The 3,263-nt window shown below is 70.5% G+C and carries 3 protein-coding genes; all 3 read right to left on the bottom strand.

The window, feature by feature from the left end:
* Positions 1–47: 47 nt before the first annotated feature.
* Entirely contained in the window at positions 48–1,487 is a 1,440-nt protein-coding gene (locus FHE66_RS09185; protein ID WP_139072667.1) for a GH1 family beta-glucosidase, read from the bottom strand.
* A gap of 51 nt (positions 1,488–1,538) precedes the next feature.
* Complete coding sequence (locus FHE66_RS09180; protein ID WP_139072666.1) at positions 1,539–2,426, bottom strand: carbohydrate ABC transporter permease; 888 nt, start codon at positions 2,424–2,426, stop codon at positions 1,539–1,541.
* Positions 2,426–3,263 (bottom strand): carbohydrate ABC transporter permease (locus FHE66_RS09175; protein WP_139072665.1); only part of this gene is annotated, 838 nt, incomplete at its 5' end. The genes FHE66_RS09180 and FHE66_RS09175, both read right to left, overlap by 1 nt.

Below are 3,263 nucleotides of genomic sequence, written 5' to 3'. Positions count from 1 at the left end.
CGCGTGCCCCGCAGGTCAGGCGTCGCCTGCGGGGCACGCGGCGGGGCTCAGGGGGTGTGGGCCGCGATGAGGTCCGCGTACCAGCGGGCGCTGGCCTTGGGGGTGCGGACCTGGGTGTCGTAGTCGACGTGGACGATGCCGAAGCGCTTGGCGTACCCGTAGGCCCACTCGAAGTTGTCGAGCAGGGACCACAGGAAGTAGCCACGCACCGGCGCCCCGGCGGCCACGGCGTCGGCCACCGCCTGGATGTGGTCGTGCAGGTAGGCGGTCCGGTCGGGGTCCTCGACGCTGCCGTCCGCGCCGACGACGTCGGGGAAGGCCGCGCCGTTCTCCGTGACGAGGAGCTCCAGGCCCGGGTGCTCGCGGTGCATCCGCACGAGCAGCTCGGTGAGGCCACGCGCGTCGATGGACCAGCCCATGTCCGTGTACGGGCCCGCCTGCTGCGGGAACTCGATGTCCTCGCACCCGGGCCACGGGCTCACCGCGCCGTTCCCGTGGCCGTCGGCCTCCTCCCGCTCCCCCTCGCCCGTGTAGGCGCGCACGAGGGTGGGGCTGTAGTAGTTGACGCCGAGGACGTCGAGCGGCTGGTGGATGAGCTCGAGGTCGCCGTCGTGGACGAAGGACCAGTCGCTGACCGCGGACGTCGCGGCGAGGACGTCCTGCGGGTAGGAGCCGCGCAGCACGGGGTCGAGGAAGACCCGGTTCTGCAGCCCGTCGATCCGCTCCGCGGCGGCGAGGTCGGCGGCGTCGCCGGAGGCCGGGCGCACCCAGGCGAGGTTGAGCGTGAGGCCGACGACGGCGTCGGGACGCTCGGCCCGGATCGCCGCCGCCGCCAGGCCGTGACCGAGGTTGAGGTGGTGGACCGCGGCGAGCACGTCGGCGTGGTCGGTGCGGCCCGGGGCGTGCACGCCGCTGCCGTAGCCGAGGTAGGCCGAGCACCACGGCTCGTTGAGCGTGATGAACGTGCCGAGCCGGTCACCGAGCCGCGCGGCGACGACGCCCGCGTACTCCGCGAAGCGCTCCGCCGTGGCGCGCGCCGGCCAGCCGCCGGCGTCCTCCAGCGCCTGGGGCAGGTCCCAGTGGTAGAGCGTCGCGGCGGGGGTGATGCCCGCGGCGAGGAGCTCGTCGACCAGCCGCGAGTAGAAGGCGATGCCGGCCTCGTTGACCGGGCCGAGGCTCTCGGCGGTGACGTGCGGGGTGATCCGCGGCCACGAGATGGAGAAGCGGTAGGTCTGCAGGCCCAGCTCCTTCATGAGGGCGACGTCCTCGCGGAAGCGGTTGTAGTGGTCCACGGCGACGTCACCGGTGTCACCGCCGGCCACCCGGCCGGGCGTGTGGCTGTAGGTGTCCCAGATCGAGGGGGTCCGGCCGTCGGCGGTGACCGCGCCCTCGATCTGGTAGGCGGCGGTGGCCGCGCCCCAGACGAAGCCGTCGGGGAGCCGGGGCACCATGTGGGTGAGGTCATGGGGTCGGGTCTGGATGCTCATGTGGGTGGTCAGGGCGTCGGGCGGCCCTGCTCCTTTCTGTGGTGGTGGGGCTCAGCCCTTGACGGCGCCGGCCATGATGCCGCTGACGATCTGCCGTCCGAGCAGCAGGAAGACGACGACGACGGGCAGGGTGCCGACGAGCGTGCCGGCCATGATGATCGCGGTGTCCGGCACGTAGCCGCTGCCGAGGTTGTTGAGCGCGACCTGGACGGTGGGGTTGGAGGAGTTCAGCGTGATGACCGGCCAGAAGAAGTCGTTCCAGGCCGTCATGAAGGTGAGCATGCCGAGCACGGCCATGCCGGGCCGGGCGATCGGCAGGACGATGCTCCAGAAGGTGCGCAGCGACGTCGCGCCGTCCACGCGCGCCGCCTCGATGAGCTCGTCGGGCAGCGACTGGAGCAGGTACTGGCGCATGAAGAAGACGCCGAACGCGGAGACGAGGGTCGGCAGGATCACCGAGGAGAGCCGCCCGGCGAGGTCGAGCTCGGCCATGACCATGTAGAGGGGCACGACGCCGAGGGTCGGCGGGATCATCATCGTCCCGATGGTCACGCCGAACAGCGCCTTCTTCCCGCGGAACCGCAGCTTGGCGAACGCGAAGCCGGCGAGCGTGCAGAACAGCAGGGTGGCCACGGTGACGGTGCCGGAGACGATGACCGAGTTGACGATCGCCCGGCCGATGTCCTGCTGGTTGAGCGCGGTCTGGATGTTGGCCCACAGGTTGGGGCCGGGCGTGAGCGGCGGCGGGGACTGGACCATCTCCGACATCGGCCGGCTCGCGGCGACGAGCATGTAGTAGAAGGGGCCGATGAACAGCACGGCCGTCACGATGAGCACGGCGTAGGTGAGCCAGCCGGCGCCGTGGTTGCTGCGGCGTCGACGCCGGGGCGCCGCGAGCGGCGTTCCGGGAATGACCGGTGGGCGGGTGATCGTCGTCATCAGTCGTCTCCTCCGGTGAGGCGCCCCGCGGTGCGCAGCCGCACGAAGGCCGTGTTGAGCAGGACGAGGACGACGATGAGCACGAACGTCACCCAGGCCACTGCCGCGGCCCGGCCGAGGCTGCCGTACTGCCAGCCCTGCTGGTACATGAACAGGCCCACCGTCTGGTACTGGTTGACGGCCCCGCCGTTGGGTGTGCCGCCGCCGAAGAGGAGTGGTTCACCGAAGAGCTGGGTGGCGCCGATCGTCGACACGACGACCGTGAAGAGGATCGTCGGGCGCAGGCCGGGCAGGGTGATGTGGCGGAACTGCTGCCACCGGCTGGCGCCGTCGAGGGACGCGGCCTCGTACAGGTCGTAGGAGATCGACTGCATGCCCGCGAGGTAGATGAGCGCGTTGTACCCCGTCCACCGCCACGTGACGATGACGGCGATGGCGATCTGCGCGGTGAGGTCGCCGTTGCGCCAGTCGATCGCGTCGAGGCCGATGAGCGAGAGCATCCAGTTCGCGAACCCGCCGTCGCGCCCGAAGATCTGGGCGAAGACGAGGGTGGAGGCGGCCACCGACGTCGCGTACGGCATGATCATCGAGATCCGGAAGAAGTTGCGCGCCTTCATCCGGTAGTTGAGCAGGTGGGCCAGCCCGAGGGCGAGCATGAGCTGGGGCACCGTCGAGAGCACCCCGATGGTGAACGTCTTGAGCAGCGCGTTGTAGAACTTCTCGTTCGTGAAGAGCCAGACGAAGTTGTCCAGCCCTACCCACGTCATCTCCGAGTTGAGCCGGAAGTCGTGGAGGCTCACCCACACGGTGTAGACGAGCGGGAAGAGCCCGAACGCC

It is taken from the genome of Georgenia sp. 311 (genome assembly GCF_006151955.1).
GTDB classification, from domain to species: Bacteria; Actinomycetota; Actinomycetes; order Actinomycetales; family Actinomycetaceae; genus Oceanitalea; species Oceanitalea wutianyii.
Note: the sequence above shows the minus strand (reverse complement) of the source record. Positions and strands in the feature narration are given on the sequence as shown.

Excerpts from the sequence above, each read along its gene's own strand:
- FHE66_RS09185 (WP_139072667.1), bottom strand. The coding sequence starts at position 1,487 with ATGAGCATCCAGACCCGACCCCATGACCTCACCCACATGGTGCCCCGG.
- FHE66_RS09180 (WP_139072666.1), bottom strand. The coding sequence starts at position 2,426 with ATGACGACGATCACCCGCCCACCGGTCATTCCCGGAACGCCGCTCGCG.